The following is an 18,399-nucleotide window of genomic DNA, read 5'->3' on the forward strand; positions in this document are numbered from 1 at the left end:
AGCATCAAAAGTAGTAAACCGAAATCACATGGAAGGCGAGCAGGGTCGGCAGCGGCCAGAACAGCACAATATGCCCCCAGCTACACCAACGCCGCAGGCGCTTTCCCATCATCGCGCCAAGGGACGTCTCCCCGGCAATCACCATGGCGGTCACCGCCCCTAAACCCGCAAGCGCCAGAAAATTCGCCATAAGGTAAGCGTTAAGGTTTTCGCCCATACGCAGCCCGGTATGGGCCAGTAAGATCATCAGGCAAAGCAGCCCCAGCACGGTGTGCAGCAAGCGCCAGAAGGTAAATTTGCCAAAGGACAGCTTCTTGACCCGCTTGTTAAGCGACAGATAAAGCCCCACCACCGTTAGCCCCAACAAGCTAAAACCGCTGATCTGCTTGTACAGACCGTCGGACCAGAGCAGTGCAAACTGATGCAGTGATTCCTGCACCGACTGGGCATAGGGCACCGGCGACCCCAGCGGAATGGCAATCGCCAGAATCAGTGCCATCACCGCAGCAACCAGCAACCCACTTTGCAGGGGCGGCTTGGGCGCCGACTCGCCGCACAGTTCGGCGATCAGCGGTGAGCAGGAACCGCATACCGAGCTGGCCCCGGTTCGGGCGATCAATTCAACCTTGCTGCCGCATTCGGTCAACGAGTCGCTGAGGTAGCCCCGGGTCAGGCCACGGCAATTGCAGACCACCGCGCTGGCCGGCCAACGGGCAACATCGCTACCGCCATCGCTCGACCACAGGTTGCCGCTGCCAACAAAGCGCAGCCACTGCATCGGATTGATCCGGCGCTGGGCGGAAACCGCCTCCTGCACCCGTTTCACTTCCGGCCATTCACCAATGGCAATGGCCGCAGTCAAGCGGCCCTGCCGAAAAATCAACTTGCGATAGGTGCCCTGTGTCCGATCCCGGTAGACCCAGGTGGCAAAGCGCCAGGAGCGCTTGCGGTCCTCCTCCAGCTCGCCGATGGAAAACACCGGCAAGCCCACCACCTTTAACTCGGTTGCGCTAATGGACCCGGTGTAGACGGCCTCTTCACCGCAAAGCCGGGCGGCCAGCACTGCGGCCTGCTCATAGCCCGGGGCCACCAGGCCAAACAGCTGGCCATTAAACTCAATACACTCGCCCACCGCGTACACGTTCGGCGCCGAGGTCTTCAGGGTGTCGTCCACCACAATGCCCTTGGCCACGGCAATGTCAGCATTGCGGGCCAGCTCAACGTTGGGCCGAATACCGGCAGACAACACCACCGTGTCACAGGGCAGCTCGTCACCGTTGCGCAAACGCACACCCGCCACCCGTGGCCGCTGGGTACCCTGATCCTCAACCAGAATCTCCCTGACACCTTCGCCTAGCCGAACCTGAATCGCCTTGGCCTTGATGTTGTCCCGGAGCAGCGCTGCCGCTTCGTGATCCAGCTGCCGGTTCATCAAGCGGTCGGCTTGCTGAATCACGGTTACCTCGGTGCCGGCCCGCTGCATGGCTCTGGCGGTTTCCAGCCCGAGCAAGCCGCCGCCAATAACCACCACACGGCGACTGCCAGCAGACCTGGCCATTAGTGCCTGGGTGTCATTCAGATCCCGAAAGGTATACACCCGCTGAGCATCCACACCGGGAATACTCGGCCGGAAGGGTTGAGAACCCACGGCCAAAACCAACTGACTGTAGCGGTGCGCCCGGCCCTGACCATCCACCACCTGTTGCTGCTGAGTATCAATCGATACAATCGGACAGTTGTGGTGACAGCTCACCGAGGTGTCGCCAAAGCGGGGCCTGGCCTGCAGCTCGCTCAGATCTGCCTCCCCCGCCAATAGCGACGACAGGCGAATCCGGTCGTAAGGCTCCCAGGGCTCATCGCCAAACATCACAATGGGCCGCACACAACCCCGGGCCACCAGCTCTTCCGCCAGACGAATACCCACCGGCCCAGTGCCAACGATAATAATCGGCAGGGACGCAGCGGGTTCAGACTTGACGATATGGAGCTCGGTCATCGGCTATCGCTTCTCTCAATCAGCCCCACGCTCGCCTTTTGCCAGCCAAGCGCGGGGAATTTGCTCAAGCTTCAGCAAATTGCTTGCCACCTTCCGCAGCCGATTTTATGTCATTGTTTTTATTTCGTTTTATTTGCACCGAATCAGAAGCGGTGCGGGCGCAAAACTTAAAGATGCAAATTTTTTGCACCATTATCAATCTAAAATTGCCTCATAACCGAACACTTTGCGGCAAATGCGCCCAGCACCAATCTGCACCAATTTAACGCACCAAAAATGACATCCCTGCCCCGTTTGGCAGCCCGGATATGGCCTATTTCCACCTCAACACCTTCCACTTGTGGCCGCTGCCGCGTACCATTCCCGGCCCCGGAGAAGCAGAACGCAGAGTCCCATGTCATTAGCTTTTGTTGCCGGCCAACGCTGGATCAGTAACCCCGAGCCTGATTTAGGCCTGGGCATCATCCTTGAGGCAGAAAATCGCCGCGTGGTCATCGCCTTTCCCGCCGTTGAAGAAGAACGAACCTACGCCGCCGCTGCCGCCCCATTGTCCCGGGTGCAGTTCCAGGTTGGCGACGAAATCTCGGTTCCCGACCAGGGCCGCCTGGTGGTCACGGACCATCAGGAACACAACGGCTGCATCGTCTATATGGCCGAAGATGAAGACGGCCAGATTCACCCGGTGCCGGAACAGATTCTCAGCGCGGTTATCAGCCTGAACGGCCCCAAAGAGCGCATGCTGGCGGGCCAACTTGAGCACCCCAAACGCTTCGAGTTGCGCGCGGCCACGCTGGAGCAGGGCAACGCCACCCGAGCCGCCAACACCTTTGGCCTGCTCGGCCCCCGGGTTCAGCTCCTCCCTCACCAGCTTTTCCTCGCCAGAGAAATTGCCAGCCGCCCGCAACCGCGAGCCCTGCTGGCAGATGAAGTTGGCCTGGGTAAAACCATTGAAGCCGGCCTGATCGTCCATCAGCTACTGCTGATGGAGCGCGCCCAGCGGGTGTTGCTGTTGGTGCCCGACAGCCTGGTGCATCAGTGGCTGGTGGAAATGCTGCGCCGCTTCAACCTGCAGTTTTCGGTCCTCGATGAAACGCGCTGCGCCCTTGGTGCCGAGGACGAAGAAGACAACTTCTTCGCCATGGATGAACTTGAGGATGAGCCGGATGCATCGGCGCTGGCCGCCATGGAAGGCGCCGACAACCCCTTTGAAAGCGCCCAATTGGTGCTCTGCTCACTGGACTGGTTAACCGACGACATCCAGCGCCGGGAGCAGGCCTTAGCGGCAGGCTTTGATGTTTTGGTGGTCGACGAAGCCCACCACCTGCACTGGCAAGAAGACGGCGACGTTTCCGCCGAATACCGCTGTGTGGAGCAATTTGCCGAGCAAACCCCGGCTGTTTTACTGCTCACGGCCACACCGGAAAACACCGGCATTGAGGGGCATTTTGCTCGCCTGCGCCTGCTGGACCCAGCCCGCTTCCCCAGCCTGGAACACTTCCGTGAAGAGCAGCAGGGCTATGAAGATATCAGCAACCTGATCCAGGGTTTGCTCGATACCCCCGAGGCCAGTCTGGCAGACAGCGACTTTATCGCCGCCCTGGCCCGTTATCTGCCGGAAGCGCAAATTGCCACGCTTAAAAAGGCCAGCTCCAGCGAGCAGCGGGAAGCGGCCGTACGCGACCTGCTCGACCGCTTTGGCACCGGCCGCCTGTTGTTTCGCAATACGCGCAGCTCAGTCGGCGGGTTTCCCCAGCGCCAGTTAATGCCCCATCCGCTACCGGCCCCAGAGGGCTATCGCAATGCCGCGCCGGATTCAGTCAATGATCTGCTACGCCCCGAACAGGTACTGGGCGACGATTGGCTGAGCACCGACCCGCGAGTGGCCTGGCTGGAAAAATGGCTGCTGCAGATGGAGGACGAAAAAGTTCTACTGATCTGTGCCCAGGCCGACACCGCCCAAGATCTGGAATTGTATCTACGCCTGCGCCGGGGTATCGCCAGCGCCGTGTTTTTTGAGGGCCTGAGCCTGGTCGAGCGCGACCGGGCCGCCGCCTATTTTGCCGACCCGGAAGATGGCGCCCAGCTGCTGGTGTGCTCGGAGATTGGCAGTGAGGGTCGCAACTTTCAGTTTGCCCAGCATCTGGTGCTGTTTGATCTGCCCTGGCACCCCGATCTGCTGGAGCAGCGTATTGGTCGCCTCGACCGCATCGGCCAACAGGGCGATATCCAGCTCCATGTCCCCTTCTACGAGAACAGCCCCCAGGCATTGATGCTGCGCTGGTATGAACAGGCGCTGGGTATTTTCGACGCGCCCTGCACCGTCGGCGATGCCATGGTGAAAGCCTTCGGCCATTCCCTGCAGGCTTTGTTGTTACAGCCCGCGCCTGCCGCAAGCGAAGTGGACACCCTGTTTAATCAGGCTCGGGAAACCGTTGCCGAACTGCGCGACAATTTAAGCCGGGGCCGTAACCGCCTGCTCGAACTCAACTCCTGCAAACCCCTGGAGGCTGCAGAGCTGGTTGCCCAGCTGGAGGCCGAGCAGCGCAGCGACGCCCTGGCCAACTACCTCGACATTTTTGCCGACCAATTCGGTCTTGAACACGAAGAACACAGCGAGAATGCGGTGATTCTGCGCCCCGGCGACCACATGCAGATTGAGGCCCTGCCCCACCTGCCCGAAGAGGGACTGACCGGCACCTTTGACCGCCAGCGCGCCCTCAGCCGTGAAGATATGGTTTACCTGAGCTGGGAGCATCCCCTGCTGCGAAGTGCCATGGACGTGATCATGACCAGTGACTTCGGCAGCGCGTCACTGTGTACCCTGCCCGTCAAGGGCCTGAAGTCCGGCACCCTGTTGTTGGAAGTGTTCTTTAATCCCAGCCTCAACGCGCCGGCCTGGCTGCAGCTGCAACGCCAGCTGCCCGGTCACTGCCTGCGTCTGGTCATTGACGACCAGCACCGGGATTTAAGTCAGGCGGTGGCCCACAGCAAACTGAATCAACTGTGCAAAGGCGTAAAGAAAACCCTCGCCCCCGCCCTGCTCCGTCAGGTGCGAGAACCCCTCGGCAAAATGATTCAACACCTCGAAGCACTGGCCCAAACGGCGAGTGGCCAGTGGCAACAGCAAGCACTGGAGAACTACCGGCAAGAGCGCGACGAGGAGCGGCAACGGCTGGAGAATCTCAGCCAGCGCAACCCAGACATTGACGCCGCCACCCTGGCAAGTTTTGATAGTGACACTGAACGGGGTGAACAGGCGCTATCTTCCCTGCAACTCAATATGGCCGCCTTGCGCTTGGCCGTGGTCAGCAACTAGGGGGCCCGCGATGTTTCTGTTTTCCGTCAATGCCGTATCCAAATCCACCCAAGGCGATTTCAAAGAGGGAGAAGATGTCCCCTTTATCGTCTACATTCACTTTGCTGACCTGTTTGGCGCCGAGCAATTGGCCAAACTGCTAGTCATGCGGGAGGGGTTTCGGGACGTCAAAATCGAAAAGCGCAAGCACCTCGATGACAAGGTGTTAATGGACAATGACAGCGGCCTGGGACGCGATCCGCAGATTCAGGAAGCACTGAAGAAGGGCTATTGCATTCAGGCGTTTAGTGCCCACTAGCTACAAGACACCAGGCCGGGCACACTCGCGCGACTCGTCAATGCTCACCAACACCTAAGAAGTAAACGCGGGCCGCTGCCAACAGGGGCAGCGGTGGGCTAAGTTAAGTGGCCCAGTAAAACAGACCACTCTGCAACTCAACTGACCAAACTGCAGCTCACTGAAAAATCCGCGGTGTTCGCTTTTTCTCCTGCCCGCGCTCACTACCGCCCAATGAGCGACCGGGGCGCTTGGATTGCCAGCCATCATTCACCCGCCCCCGCGTATTGGCGTGCGGCTGACTATTCTGCCGGTGATCCCGACCACCCTCATCCCGACCACCGCGATCATGCCCACCCAGAAAGCGATTATCTCGATCGCGGTCTCCAGCGAGCGGGTGACGGTCGCCGCCCCGATCTTTGCCGCGATCACCATCACGACGGTCACGCTGATCGCGGTTATGTCCTTGGTCACGGTCGTGGTTATCTCGCTGGCGATCGTCGCCTCGCCAGCGTGAATCCCGGTCATACTGAATATCTACCCGGGTAGGCGAACGGCCACCCGAATGGCGGTGGCCATCATCCCGGCGATATTGATCACGGTCGCGGTAATAATAAATCCGGTCCCTGTGGTAGGGCTGGCCGTAATACTGGCCGTAGGAATGATAGTGGCCCCGGTAGCGTTCGTAACTGCTGTATCCGACACCGTGCGGATACACCGTACAACCGCTCAGAACCACAGCCCCCGCGATACCGATCAGCAACTTTGTCTTGATCATGACATGCACTCCGCACTACCTGATGGGGCAATAGATTCGCAAACGGGCGGAATGTTCGTCTGGTGCGGCCACACCACCCGGTTTTGCCACAATGATCCATCGTCAATCGTGAATGCGGGCTGAATGCTGGCGAAGCTAGTAAATGTGTAATGGCGCTAGCGGCGTAACGGAGTTTGAATTTTGCAAATGAAGGCCGCCACCTCGAGAACGTACTACCGCATTAGTCACATAGCGGACAGTCACAGAGGACGAATTCTACAACCTCAACGACCAAGCTCTCCGGCAACTTTGGAGCGTAGCGGAAAAATTGTCCGAGTACAGCGCTGTTGTTATGTGATTATGCAGATAACTACTGAAAGTCATTTTTATTGCTCAATTTGTCGGCTCTTCCCTGTTGTACCATATACTGCCTACAGGTTTGCCATCTTTATATTTAAACAATCCACTATAAACCAAACGACCAAAAAACTGCCCTGCACCGGAAGAAAACATTTGCTTCTCCCCGCCTATCAACCAAACGATCTCCATATCATTAGCTTCAAGCCATTTCTGTAATTTCTCAGTTCGCATTAACGCATATGAAGGGCCGTATTCTTCGAGGCTTGGATCAAAAAATACAGGCTGCTCCTTGTGCTCCCATCGCCCCCATTGACCCGGGGGTCTAACCAAGTCCATTTCCTCAATCAGCTCCTTGACTGGCATATGGAAATAAAGTGAACTATTAAGAGAATAATCTTTACCACCATCCTCCCACTCGTATTTAGCAAATGGAACAAGGTGTTCGACTGCAATCTGTTTCCTAAAGACTTCATCTGGCTCCCTCCACCCAGAAAGGTGGCGATATATTGGATGCCAAGGATATTCTCCTAAAAAGCCTTCGTGTTGAGTTGATGGCGCGCTAACTATGTGGGGATCGCAAAGCGCTTTTCCCTCAACTCCTTTAGCTAAAGAATCAAACTCTCCTTTACGGATTAAGATAGAATTAATTCTGAACCACCCATCAAGATAGGGGCTTTCAGTTTTATCATCTGAATATTTCCTGTTTTCAGACCAAAAGCCATGTAAAACTAGCCAATTAGAATTGTCGGCAGGCATTGTCCTTTGCAGTAACTCAGAGAATTCAGGCAAAACATCTTCGTCCCACAAAAATTTAGCCTTGGCTGCAGAGTCATTTTCATTTGGGAATGGGAAGCTGTAAGGTTGCCACCAAGTACAACGCTTGTTGTGATAGGTTTTGAATTCTCCAGATTGTCTTGCCCAGATAGTAGGGTCAATATCACGTTTGTATATTTGCCAAGGCCCTTCATAAATATCATCATCAGGAACATCGCTATAACCTCGATTAGTCCAATGGTAGTTATCAGAAAGTCTGGCCAAAAACTCATGGAGGGCCATCCATTGGTATTTTTTCCCGACACGCTCCATTGCTCCACCACTGGGACCACCACCCCTTCCGTGTGAGCACATTCTTTCAAAATCACCAAATAGCTCTTCAGTCCATCCAAACTCATGAGCTCGCTTACACACCCATCTTTGAGCCCATTTCCTACTAAAGGCTGCTGGCCTATCATTACTGATCCCAGAAAGCCAACGATAATACTCTTGTTGCTCGTCATTGAGTTGCGCGTTTATCCGGCAATCAAACTTTTCTCGTTCTTTTCTTTGATCCTCAAAGCTGCGCTTGTAGTCTTCGGAATCGCGCTCAATTCTTCTAATAGCCATTAATAACTCTTCTGGTGAAAGTGAAGAATTATCTGCTTTTATTAGCTCTAATTTTTCTAAATATTCTTCTTGCACATCGCCAGTTAATAGCTCGTGTGCAAATCGTACCTTGATCTCATGGCCATTTTCAATTTTTGGTAAGGCAATAGGTGTTGAAGACCAATTATGAACACAGCCCATGGTGTAGTTTCCAAAGTCGCCAGGAAAACCCATTAAAGAACTTTTGATTCTTGATGAAAATTCGTCTCTAGCTATGCCTTCTATCTCTTTTTTGGATGGATTATCCAATTCTGGGGTGCTGTTATAAGGCGCCCTGAATTGTTCGGGAGCAATTTCTGCCGGAAGTACTCCAATATGCAAGGCATACTCTAAAATCCCGCGAGCATAATCTCTAAGCAGAATATGCGGCGTTGGTTCACCACCCCTAAATATCAAATTAAATGTGGTGCTCGCTATATCCTCAATAGTATCTTCTTTGTCGGTGTTGCAAACGACACCATATGCAACTGCATAAAGCCTTTCGGATAAGTATGTATCCTCTAGGCTCGAAAATGCTTTTAATAAGTCTTCAACAAGATGGGGGTAAGAAGAAAGAATTCTAACCAGGGATTTCGTAGATCGATCCCTTATTCGCCTATTTGGAGTAGTCAAAAACCAAATAAGGACAATAGCACAGAGCCTAATTCTTTCCTCTCCGACAGACTCTATTTCACCAGAATGTGCCCACTCAATAATTGTTCTAATGATGGATTCATATTCATCATCTTCTTCAGAGCTATCACCGTGTGCTATATGTATAGACCAAAAGTGGTCTCGTTCAGCAATCTCTTTCTTCGCAAGGTTTCGATGAAGCAACTCAGCATTCCATGGATGATTGGGCTCCGTGGATAGTTTCAACAAAATATCCAGTGCTGGGTGATTGTAGGAATGACCTTCTAAGTTATTTAAAAGCTCCAGAGTCCTTTCAGAAAAAGAGCCTGGACTTCTCCACAAAACAGTATTCTGGAAAGTCTCATCAAGCTGCCACTTCCCAACTTCAATATCATCAGGCAGCAAATCCTCTAATTCCCTATTGAAACGCTCAGTAATAATGATGGCCAATGCTTCGAATATTCCAGAAAAGCGGTAGTAACCATTATCTTTGAGTAATTGCCCTATAGAACCTCCATCTGAAAAGGCAGCTTCAATGTTATCTTCCCGATTTACTAATTCCTGAGCAATAAAATAATCACTAAATCGTTCATATGTGAATCTGATAATAAGATTTCCACGCTGTTCGCCTTTATAAGAAACATCCTCAGAAATAATGCCCTCATCGATCAATATATCGAAAAGGCTATCCCCATAATTCGGGTTTGGATCGTAATCATTGACCAGCTTTCTAACATACGGCTTCAGAAGCCCCTCAAGATTATCTGGTAATAATTTTGAAGCGATATTGATAAGTGTGGACTTAACGATATTCTCATTCGGATTGAATCTTTTCTTTTTTGCTACAACCCTTTCAATACTTGAAACATAGAAATCAAATAATAAGGTAATAGAATTAAGCCCTTTTGGAAATGAGCTCTGGTTGTTTTGCCTTAGCGCTCGGCAGCATGTTTTCAAGAAAAGTGGATTTGTAAACTCAGGCGCCAATATTGGTGCGCTTGGTTTGGATATACCTTGCTGGGAAAGAAATTTCTCCGCAGCCCTATGCTCATGCCCTCTAAACCCATAATGCCCTATACGTGGCAACAAGCCTTCGTCTGCACTATCGGGAAGAATGTAACTTAGATAAGTGCTGCGGCAACTAAACAGAACAGCAATATATGGGAATCGCGATAAATCCGACAAAAATCCTGTTATTTGGTTATGCCAGTCATCTCTATTATTTCCCTCATTTATAGCATCAATGACAATGAGTGCTCTTGCCCCCGATGCTTCACCGGCTGCATCTATAGCACCTAAGACTTGGGAGCTTCTATAGTTTTTTAAGTCTAATGATTCCTTTAAAAAACCCGTTGGGTTCCCACCTTGATATTGAGCACCTAATAAAAACAATGTGGGTAAATTCATATTGATTCTATCAAAGCTCAAGTCACATAGGAGGTGTGATTTACCTATTCCTGCTTCCCCGTAAAGAAGTGCAGCTTTTGTCTGGGACGAGATGGCCTTTTTTTGCTTTATGAAAGATGCCAGCTCATCTATTACATTGTCTAATTTATACAGACTACTTCTAGAGTTATCATTTCTTTCAGACCAATCGATTTTATCATGGACATCTTTATATACTTCGGCATATAGTTTAGATATCTCTTCTAGTGAAGAGTTTATTTTTGAAATTCGATTGTGAAAATCCTTGCCTGCAATCCCTTTACCAAATTCATCCAAAAAATCATTAAGGTGATCATCTAAGATATTTATTCTTTCACTGTTTAATGAAATGTTTCCTTTTTTGTCTTCTTTTTTTAAAAAATAAATAACATCTGAGCTGGCGTCTTTTAGCTCTGATCTCCTTTCTTTGAGAAGATCCCACCATGAGAAATTCAAGCATAGGCCGTCAAAACTCTTTGCAATGGGAAGTTCAACATGAAACTCAGGGGTATACCTATCTCCCAAGCTGTCTTGCGACCTTTTTGCGATATTTCTGAATACCCCTGTTCCGAGAAATGGTTCGTTAAACCAGTACAAAGCTCTACCAGAGTAAAGGGGGTCATCAATCGAAAGAAAAGTAGTAATCTCATGCTTACCCCAGTATGAGAATGTAATTTTACGAGCAACAGCATTTGCTTGGCCCTCCCACTTTTTAATGTGTTCTAGCCACTCATCTTCGACAGAAACTACTTTTTTTCCACCTTTTCCTTTCTTTCTGCTATCAGCTTTATCTAGAGGTAAGCAGACAATATAATGTGTTAACTTGGGGTGCTTTTCTAAGGCTGTAGTAAATGATTCATCTATTTGTTGCCAACGGGAGGAGTTCATTCCATCTAAAAAATATTTAGCTTGCCAACATATTTCCGAGTCATTTTCAAGAATCCAGTAACATTCAACACCGGCATCACCTCCAGCGCCATCCTTTTTAATGAACCGCTTTCCATCATCTGGTTTTTGAAGATGGGCAATTTGGCAAATCAACTCTTCAAAGCCTGAGTTTTTACTACCATCATGTGTTCTAATTTGAGAGAAGTTAATTTCCATATAAAGTCTTAAATAACTGAATGTTTATTGGCTGGTTAGTAGCCCCGGGTGTTAGTCAATTATCCAGTAGGTGTATTACGCATAAGAGGCTGTAGAAAAACTAGAACCTCTCTAAAAATCAAACTCACCATGCGCTCCTATGCAAAATCCAGAGTATTTGCGCAATAGACTGTTCCCTTAATTTCAAAAAATAGCTCGATTTTTAGATCAAAAAAAGATCACACGACGAGCCACTAATCTGCTTTTAGTTTTTCTGCAGCCTCACACGCCGTGTTTTGGGGCGCCGGAGCGCCAGCGAAGGCGTCCCAGCAGAGCGGCTTTCTGCGCTGCGACAACAACACTTTGTTATGTGTTGTCTTTCTAATCTTTCTAACATAGCATTTGCCCCGCTAGTCCCCGCACTGGGAGGGGGTGTTGAAAAGGAGGATACCATTTTGGCCAAATTTTTGACTTCCCCATTACTGGCCCAAACGGAGGAAGGTTTGGCTTGTAGCTAATGGGGATACGGTAGAGGGGAAGGGTTCTGGGGAATCTACGCGGAAGTCTCTTGTTTTGGGTGAAATACTCATTCAATAAATATCCGCGGTGAACCCGGTTTCCCGGCTAAATTGTTACAAGTAAACGCCTGCCTATATATGCATAGGCGAAAGCAATACAAGCCCCAGAGTTTAGCCACTCCCTTCGATTCACATTAACCTGAAATTCCTCGTGACATATAACAGCATTATTATAAAGACCGGGGCCTTATATCACTGAGGCTCCCTATCTAGGGGACTAAATTTGGAATGACGTCCGAAATCCTTGCTACTTCATGGACTTGGGCACATTTTGTGGAATCAGTGATTGATATTAGCAAGACCAGGTCCCTCTATCTGATTTAAGCTCCTTTTCACCTGATCATATACCGACTCACATAAAAATCAATAAGTTAGCATCAGCAAAAAGGTGATAGTGAGCTTGTGGCTCCTGAAAAAAGAGAAAGTGGCGATTTGGGAGCAGTTTTGTTTTCGCCGAAGGAGCCTTGATGACTGTCTGCTTCTGACCAGCAACAGACCTTGACCCCGACAGAACTACATTCCACTCCAGTCGCTCAGTGGGAGTTCGTCAAGTATGACTTTTAAATGCATACCATCAAATACAAGGATTCATGCTGGGGCGGTGGAGCTGAGTAAACATAGCCAGCGCGTGTGCGCTGTAAAAGAAGCTTTCGCTTTACCGGCAGTCATCCAGGAGCAACCACAAAATACGGATTACCCAGCGGGTCTACCAGGCAGGCATAAAATGCTTCGGTAAAACGTTGCAGTTCATCGTCGCGGTAGTCGCTGAGCAGTAGCCGGGGGAAGTTACTCTCTACCATGCAGCCATCGGTTTGCTCATGTACGGCGGCAATACAGTCCGGGTCGTCGCTGCCGCAGAGTTCGACCAGGCGTTGCACAAGGCTGCGTTTGAAGAAGAACTCGCCGACATCGCCCCGGGTACAACCACTGAGGGCAAGCGGGCCGCACACTAGAACAAAAATGATCACCTGCCGATACGCAGCCACTGATTTTCTCTCACCGATATTTCACGCAACCCTAGCCCGCCGCAGGGATGAAGGCAAGATAACCCGTACCCCTTCTGCTTAGAAAAATGACAGGCATAAAAAAACGCGCTGATTAAAGCGCGTTTTATGCTGAGCTTATTTTCCGCTCAGGAGAGAAATACGCTTTGCATTCGCTCGGCAGCGAGGGTGCGAGCCTCAGTCACCATCCGTTCGATCAGCTCGGCGCAGCTGGGAATATCATTGATCAAGCCGATCACCATCCCCGCAGTCCAGATGCCATCCTCGGTGTCACCGGCTTCCAGCACACGCTCCCGGCCTCTCGCACCAGCAACCAGCGGCTGCAGATCGCTGAAGTCGGTTTCGCCATCCTGACGTTCAATCTCCAATACCTGCTCGGCGATGCTATTGCGGAATACCCGGGCGGTGTTATTCAGCGTGCGGAAGATCAACGCTGTCTGGCGCTCGTCAGCCTCCACCATGGCCTGCTTCACCTTTTCGTGGACCGGCGCTTCTTTGGTAGCCACAAAACGGGTGCCCATATTGATGCCTTCCGCGCCCAACGCAAAGGCTGCCAGCATGCCCTGGGCATCGCCAATACCGCCGGAGGCGATCATGGGAATACTCAGCTTGGCTTTGGCGGCAGGCAACAGAATCAGGTTGGTGACATCGTCTTCGCCGGGGTGGCCGGCGCATTCAAAGCCATCCACGCTGACCGCATCCACCCCCAGGCGCTCTGCCGACATGGCATGGCGAACCGACGTGCATTTATGGATAACCCGAACACCGTTAGCCTTAAAGAAGGGCATAAAGTCCTTGGGACTGCGCCCCGCCGTTTCGATCACCTTAACGCCGCCCTTCACTGCCGCCTCAGCGTACTCGGCGTAGGGCACCGGCTTGATGGTGGGCAAAATGGTCAGGTTGACGCCAAAGGGTTGGTCGGTCATTTCCTTGCAGCGCAGAATCTCCTGATACAAGGCCTCCGGTGAAGGTTGGGTCAGGGCCGTTAAAATACCCAACCCGCCTGCGTTCGACACAGCGGCGGCGAGCTCGGCTCGCCCCACCCACATCATACCGCCCTGGATTATCGGGTATTTGATGCCCAGCATTTCAGTAATGCGCGTTTTCACTGGCCGACCCTCAGAAACGCTCAATGATAATGGCCGGCGCCATGCCGCCTGCGGCGCACATGGTCACCAGGCCGCGTTTCAGATCGCGCCGCTCAAGCTCATCGAGCACGGTATTGATCAGCATCACGCCGGTACAACCGATGGGATGGCCCAGCGCCATTGCGCCGCCGTTCACGTTGACCTTGCTACGATCCAGGTTCAGGTCGCGAATATACTTTTCAGCAACGACCGCAAAGGCTTCGTTAATTTCAAACAGATCGATGTCATCAACCGTCAGCCCAGCCTTGGCCAGCACTTTGCGCGTGGCAGGCACCGGCGCGTTAAGCATCAACGTCGGTGAATCACCCATGTTGGCCATGGCGACAATCCGGCCGCGGGGCTTAAGGCCATTTTTCTTGGCGTACTCTGGCGAGCTGAGCAGCATGGCGGCGGCGCCGTCGACCACACCCGAGGAGTTACCGCCGTGGTGAACGTGGGTAATTTTCAGATCGGGGTACACCTTGTTGACCAGGCTGGCATAGGTGGTGCCCGCTTCATCCAGCGGCATATAGGCCAGTTTCTCAAAAGAGGCTCTCAGCTCACTCAGGCCCTCTACCGTGGTGCCCGGGCGGGGAAACTCTTCTTTATCCAGGGCCAGGCTGCCGTCCTGGCGATAAACTGGAACCAGACTCCGGTCGAAGTAACCCTTCTCAATGGCGTTGGCTGCGCGTTGCTGACTCAAGGCTGCCAGCTCGTCCAGTGCCCGGCGATCAATGCCTTCCAGCGTGGCAATGGCGTCAGCACAGACACCCTGATGGGGCTGGGGATGCATTTCCCGTAGCACCATATTGCCGTTGTCCATGAAGGCTGGCAAATCGTTACCGGCGTGGCCGTAGTTGGACATCATCTCGGTGCCGCCGGCAATGACCAGATCTTCAAAACCCGAGGCAATGGTTGCTGCTGCCAAGTTGACGGTGGTGATCCCTGAGCCGCAGAAGCGGTCCAGGGTCATCGCACTGCTGTGCACGTCATAACCGGCCTGCAGGGCAGCCATCCGGCCCAGGTCGCCGCTCTGCTCGCCGCGCTGGGAGCTGGTGCCCCAGATAATATCGTCCACCTCGGCGGTGTTGAGGCTGTTGCGTTCAGCAAGCGCCTTGAGCACCGTTGCACCCAGGTGTTGGGGATGAATACCAAACAACGCGCCCTTGCCGGGCTTGCCAATGCCGCGTGGGGTCCGGCAGGCGTCAATAATCCAGGCTTCACTCATCTTGTTGTCCTCTATCGCAGTTCAGTCGGTGGCAATTACTGCCCGGTCCAGTTGGGGGCGCGCTTTTCAGCAAAGGCCTTGGCACCCTCAATGGCGTCTTTGCTGGAGAACACGGGATCAATAATGCTCGCCTGCTTTTTGAACATCTCTTCGGTCGACCAATCCTGGGACTCGTCGATGACTTGTTTGGAAGCCATAACGGCCAGCGGGCCATTGGCCGCAATCGTCCGGGCCAGGGCCATCGCGCCATCCAGCGTTTCACCCTTGGCCGCAATGCGATTCACCAGGCCAAGCTCATAGGCGCGCTGGGCGCTGATAAATTCACCGGTCAGCGCCAACTCTTTGGCAATACGCGGCGGAATCTGGCGAGGCAGGCGCATCAAGCCACCGGCAGCGGCAGCCAGGCCACGCTTGGTTTCCGGGATACCGAACTTGGCGTTCTCGGCGACTACAATCAGATCGCAGCTCAGGGCCAATTCACAGCCACCGGCCAGCGCATAGCCCTCAACCGCGGCAATCAAGGGTTTGCGGGGTGGCTGTTCACACAGGCCCGCAAAGCCCCGGCCACGCACCATCGGCAACTCGCCGCTGACAAAAGCCTTCAAATCCATACCGGCACAAAAGGTATTGTCGGCGCCGGTCAGTATGGCCGCGCGAATGTCCGGATCGCTGTCCAGCTTCTCCATCGCCTCGGCAATGCCTACCGCCACCGCTTTATTGACCGAGTTTTTGGCCTCGGGACGGTTGATAGTGACGACCATGATGCCGTCTTCGACACTCACCAGAACTGCGTCTGTCATGTTATTTCTCCCCGGCGCGGCTCAATGAGCGCCGTGTTAGGTGTTAAGGAGCCTCTGCACAACCCGGTAATGCCTCAGCGGAGTCTTTGGGGCGTACTGGCAAGGCGCTGCGCGAAGATCAAGGCTGGTTGTCCTTGGTGAGCGTAGCAACGCCGTCCAGTGCGCCCCAAAGGCCCGCCCTCCGGGGCTTTTCCTGAAAGCGCTCCGCAGCGTTGACGTTATTCGAAAGGCAACCAGCCTTCCCGCATAACGCCGCCTTGCGGAACACTTTCATGCAAAGCCTGAGGTATCACCGGGTTGTGCAGAGGCTCCTGAAGTAAATCCCAGCGCGGAGCGGGTGCCGATCTGCGCCGACAGCCCGCCAATAGCCTTCTTAGCGAGGCTGCATGCGAATGGCGCCATCCAGACGGATGCATTCACCATTCATGTATTCGTTTTCGGCAATCATCACCGACAGGTGAGCAATTTCTTCAGGCCGGCCCAGACGCTGAGGGTTGACCACACTTTGCTCCAGCGACTTGTAAGCGGCTTCTGGCAGTGACTCAAACAGGGGCGTGTGAATCAGGCCGGGAACGATGGTGTTCACGCGGATGCCGTAGGACGCCAGATCACGAGCCATCGGCAAGGTCATACCGACCACACCGCCCTTGGACGCGCTGTAAGCGAGCTGACCAACCTGACCTTCGTAGGCTGCCACCGACGCCGTGTTGATGATCACACCACGGGCATTGGCACCGTCGTAGGGTTCGTTTTTGGCGATCTGCTCGGCAACCAGACGGGCCACGTTAAAGGTACCCACCAGGTTTACATTGATAATCTTGGTGTATTCCGCAAAGGGGAAGGGACCATTCTTGCTCAGGGTCTTGGCCGCACTGCCGATGCCGGCATAGTTGTTACAAATGTGGATCGCGCCAAATTTGTCCATCACCGCGTTCACCGCATTTTGCACCGACTCCTCGTCGGCCACGTTCACATTGAAGAACGCCACCTTGTCTTCGCCCAGCTCGGCGACAATGGCATTGCCCCGCTCGGCGTTCATATCAAAAATGGCGACCTTGCCGCCTTTGGCGACATAAGCGCGCACGGTAGCTTCACCCAGACCGGAAGCACCGCCGGTGACCACGGCAACTTTATTGCTGATATCCATCGTTGTTCTCCTCAACACTAAATTGGCCAAGCGCTCAGCGGCGCTCAGCGGTGACTATTTCGCAGTAAAAAAGGACCTTGCGATAATTTCTTTCATGATTTCCGAGGTGCCGGCGAGAATCCGACTGATCCGCGCATTCGCGTAGAGATTACAAATCTCGTACTCCTGCATGTAACCGGCACCGCCGTGCAACTGCACACCGAGGTCGACCATCCGGCCTTCCACCTCTGAACAGTAGTACTTGGCCTGGGAAGCTGCCACCGAGGTGAGCTTGCCGTCGTTATGCTGCGCCACACACTGATCGACAAAGGCCTGGGCCACATCAATTTCGGTGCGCATATTGGCCATGGTAAAGCGCGTGTTCTGCTGCTGAGACAGCGGCCCGCCAAAGGCCTTGCGCTCTTCCACATAGGTTTTGGTGAGATCAAAAGCCGCATTGGCCGCCGCCAGCGAAATACAGGCAGTGATCAGGCGCTCTTCCGCCAGTCCCTGCATCAACTGCTGCATGCCGCGGCCCACTTCGCCAAGCACGTTGGCCTTGGGCACCTTCACATCGTTAAAAAACAGTTCGGCGGTGTCCTGGGCCTTAAGCCCCAGCTTGTCCAGATTGCGTCCCCGCTCAAACCCCTCCATACCGCGCTCGACCAAAAACAAGGTCATTTCGCGGGGCTTCTCTGGATTAGTTTTGGCGGCCACAATCACCAAGTCAGCCAAAATGCCATTGGAGATGTAGACCTTGGAGCCATTGAGCAACCAGTGATCGCCCTTGTCCTCGGCCCGGGTCTTCATGCCGGCCAGGTCGCTACCGGCGTCGGGCTCGGTCATGGCAATGGCCATAATGCACTCGCCGGAGACGCAGCCGGGAATGTACTTGGCCTGCTGTTCGGGCGTACCAAAGTGTTTTAAATACGGCGCGACCAGACGACTGTGCAAGGTGTGGAAGAAACCCGGCTCACCCAGCTGACCGTCTTCCTCAATCATGATCTGCTGGTAGCGGAAGTCTTCTACACCCAGGCCACCAAAATCCTCGTCGGCCCAGGTGAGCAAATACCCCTGCTGGCCCATCTGCAGAAATTTTTCCCGCGGAACAATGCCGGCCTTGCGCCACTCTTCACGATGGGGAAGGACTTCCTGCTCCAGAAAGCGCCGGTAGGCTTCCCGAAATATTTGCTGATCTTCTGTGAAACAGGTGCGTAGCACTGGCCGCGTCTCCTATTACCTGGTCTTTGCAATCTGATGCTTGCCTGACGGCTATCAATCACTTACC

The 18,399-nt window shown here is 53.2% G+C and carries 11 protein-coding genes; 2 read left to right on the forward strand and 9 right to left on the reverse strand.

Annotated elements, in window-relative coordinates; genetic code table 11:
- Window positions 1-4 precede the first annotated feature (4 nt).
- Complete coding sequence (locus NCG89_RS04390; protein ID WP_251088553.1) at window positions 5-1,996, reverse strand: FAD-dependent oxidoreductase; 1,992 nt, start codon at window positions 1,994-1,996, stop codon at window positions 5-7.
- A 394-nt stretch (window positions 1,997-2,390) separates the two neighbouring features.
- Here NCG89_RS04390 and rapA point away from each other — a divergent pair, with 394 nt between their 5' ends.
- Together rapA and NCG89_RS04400 are read left to right on the forward strand one after the other, a co-directional pair.
- A complete protein-coding gene (rapA, locus tag NCG89_RS04395; RefSeq protein WP_251088554.1) occupies window positions 2,391-5,312 on the forward strand; it encodes an RNA polymerase-associated protein RapA in 2,922 nt (973 codons plus the stop codon).
- 10 nt (window positions 5,313-5,322) lie between these two features.
- Window positions 5,323-5,610: a hypothetical protein gene (locus NCG89_RS04400; protein ID WP_251088555.1), complete on the forward strand. Its 288-nt coding sequence runs from the start codon at window positions 5,323-5,325 to the stop codon at window positions 5,608-5,610.
- A 157-nt stretch (window positions 5,611-5,767) separates the two neighbouring features.
- On the opposite strand, the gene NCG89_RS04405 is transcribed toward NCG89_RS04400, so the two are convergent.
- From NCG89_RS04405 to NCG89_RS04440, 8 genes are all read right to left on the reverse strand, one after another.
- Entirely contained in the window at window positions 5,768-6,367 is a 600-nt protein-coding gene (locus NCG89_RS04405) for a hypothetical protein (RefSeq protein ID WP_251088556.1), read from the reverse strand.
- A 372-nt stretch (window positions 6,368-6,739) separates the two neighbouring features.
- Window positions 6,740-11,269: an NACHT domain-containing protein gene (locus NCG89_RS04410; protein WP_251088557.1), complete on the reverse strand. Its 4,530-nt coding sequence runs from the start codon at window positions 11,267-11,269 to the stop codon at window positions 6,740-6,742.
- 1,222 nt (window positions 11,270-12,491) lie between these two features.
- On the reverse strand, window positions 12,492-12,812 hold the full coding sequence (locus NCG89_RS04415) for a hypothetical protein (protein ID WP_251088558.1): 321 nt from the start codon (window positions 12,810-12,812) through the stop codon (window positions 12,492-12,494).
- Window positions 12,813-12,958: 146 nt separating this feature from the next.
- Complete coding sequence (locus tag NCG89_RS04420; protein ID WP_285236392.1) at window positions 12,959-13,939, reverse strand: NAD(P)H-dependent flavin oxidoreductase; 981 nt, start codon at window positions 13,937-13,939, stop codon at window positions 12,959-12,961.
- A 10-nt stretch (window positions 13,940-13,949) separates the two neighbouring features.
- Window positions 13,950-15,185, reverse strand: a complete 1,236-nt coding sequence (locus NCG89_RS04425) for an acetyl-CoA C-acetyltransferase (protein ID WP_251088559.1) — start codon at window positions 15,183-15,185, stop codon at window positions 13,950-13,952.
- 35 nt (window positions 15,186-15,220) lie between these two features.
- Window positions 15,221-15,985: a crotonase/enoyl-CoA hydratase family protein gene (locus NCG89_RS04430; protein ID WP_251088560.1), complete on the reverse strand. Its 765-nt coding sequence runs from the start codon at window positions 15,983-15,985 to the stop codon at window positions 15,221-15,223.
- A 373-nt stretch (window positions 15,986-16,358) separates the two neighbouring features.
- Window positions 16,359-17,132, reverse strand: coding sequence for an SDR family NAD(P)-dependent oxidoreductase (locus NCG89_RS04435; protein ID WP_251088561.1), 774 nt, complete (start codon window positions 17,130-17,132; stop codon window positions 16,359-16,361).
- Window positions 17,133-17,186: 54 nt separating this feature from the next.
- Window positions 17,187-18,332 carry an acyl-CoA dehydrogenase family protein gene (locus NCG89_RS04440; protein ID WP_251088562.1) on the reverse strand — a complete coding sequence of 382 codons (1,146 nt, stop codon included), beginning with the start codon at window positions 18,330-18,332 and terminating at the stop codon, window positions 17,187-17,189.
- Window positions 18,333-18,399 lie beyond the last annotated feature (67 nt).

The organism is Spongiibacter taiwanensis (genome assembly GCF_023702635.1).
Taxonomy (GTDB): domain Bacteria; phylum Pseudomonadota; class Gammaproteobacteria; order Pseudomonadales; family Spongiibacteraceae; genus Spongiibacter; species Spongiibacter taiwanensis.

Bases quoted from the DNA above. Each gene is read 5' to 3' on its own strand.
- NCG89_RS04390 (WP_251088553.1), bottom strand. From the start codon at position 1,996: ATGACCGAGCTCCATATCGTCAAGTCTGAACCCGCTGCGTCCCTGCCG.
- rapA (WP_251088554.1), top strand. From the start codon at position 2,391: ATGTCATTAGCTTTTGTTGCCGGCCAACGCTGGATCAGTAACCCCGAG.
- NCG89_RS04400 (WP_251088555.1), top strand. From the start codon at position 5,323: ATGTTTCTGTTTTCCGTCAATGCCGTATCCAAATCCACCCAAGGCGAT.
- NCG89_RS04405 (WP_251088556.1), bottom strand. From the start codon at position 6,367: ATGATCAAGACAAAGTTGCTGATCGGTATCGCGGGGGCTGTGGTTCTG.
- NCG89_RS04410 (WP_251088557.1), bottom strand. From the start codon at position 11,269: ATGGAAATTAACTTCTCTCAAATTAGAACACATGATGGTAGTAAAAAC.
- NCG89_RS04425 (WP_251088559.1), bottom strand. From the start codon at position 15,185: ATGAGTGAAGCCTGGATTATTGACGCCTGCCGGACCCCACGCGGCATT.
- NCG89_RS04430 (WP_251088560.1), bottom strand. From the start codon at position 15,985: ATGACAGACGCAGTTCTGGTGAGTGTCGAAGACGGCATCATGGTCGTC.
- NCG89_RS04435 (WP_251088561.1), bottom strand. From the start codon at position 17,132: ATGGATATCAGCAATAAAGTTGCCGTGGTCACCGGCGGTGCTTCCGGT.